The sequence below is a fragment of the Thalassobacillus sp. C254 genome (assembly GCF_001310615.1).
Genome location: NZ_BAXQ01000073.1, coordinates 1 through 746, shown reverse-complemented (window position 1 = coordinate 746; position 746 = coordinate 1). Strand labels below are relative to the sequence as shown.

At 31.0% G+C, this 746-nt stretch carries 1 protein-coding gene; it reads left to right on the top strand.

The window, feature by feature from the left end; genetic code table 11:
- Positions 1-212: 212 nt before the first annotated feature.
- Positions 213-683, top strand: a complete 471-nt coding sequence (locus JCM19033_RS21690) for a hypothetical protein (protein ID WP_198153633.1) — start codon at positions 213-215, stop codon at positions 681-683.
- Positions 684-746: the final 63 nt, after the last annotated feature.

Here is a 746-nt window from a genome sequence, read left to right as displayed (position 1 = left end):
CTTTCAGTTACGACTATATATGAAGAGACGGAAGTTGAAAGTTGATTTCATCTCAAAGAGTTAAAGTTCGTAAATGAAGCAATTTTAGATACTGAAAGAAAAGATGCTGTAAAACAGGTTTATTCTGGTTGAATTTATATGAACAATTGTTTAACTTCCAGCAAAATAAAACTGACTCTATGTTTTGGAAAAGCGAATTGCTACATTATCTAGTGGAAAAAAGGTCATATACTGCTGAAGAAGCATACTATTTAAAAAAACTTCAACAGTTTGAGCCGAGTGACATTAAAGTTACATTGCATACCTCTATTGACGCTTTTTGTTATACTTCTGATTTACTTCAAAAAGAATATAACCATGAAGACCAAGGTATTTTCTTCGATGAAATTGGAGAGGATCGAATCAAAAATTATATATTTAATAGGAGTTATATTCTAAACAAGCTTGGAGCTTCGGAAGAAGATGCTCCAGATTTCACTAATGAATTAACAAATAAAAAATATACATTTGAAGATGAAGCAAAAAAACATATAGTCACTCCTAAAGAAGAAAAGGAATTTGATGATCTTGACAACGATAAGGGTGTAGCCAATACCCAAGGCAGGGAAAAGGATAAATACAATGATAGAAAAGAAGAGAGAATTAATAAACATGGTTTTTTGTCGAAGAAGAAAGTGAATTAATTAATAAACAAGAGCAGAGTAGTAAAATAGGAGATGAAGAAGGACAAAATACTAACCTTACTC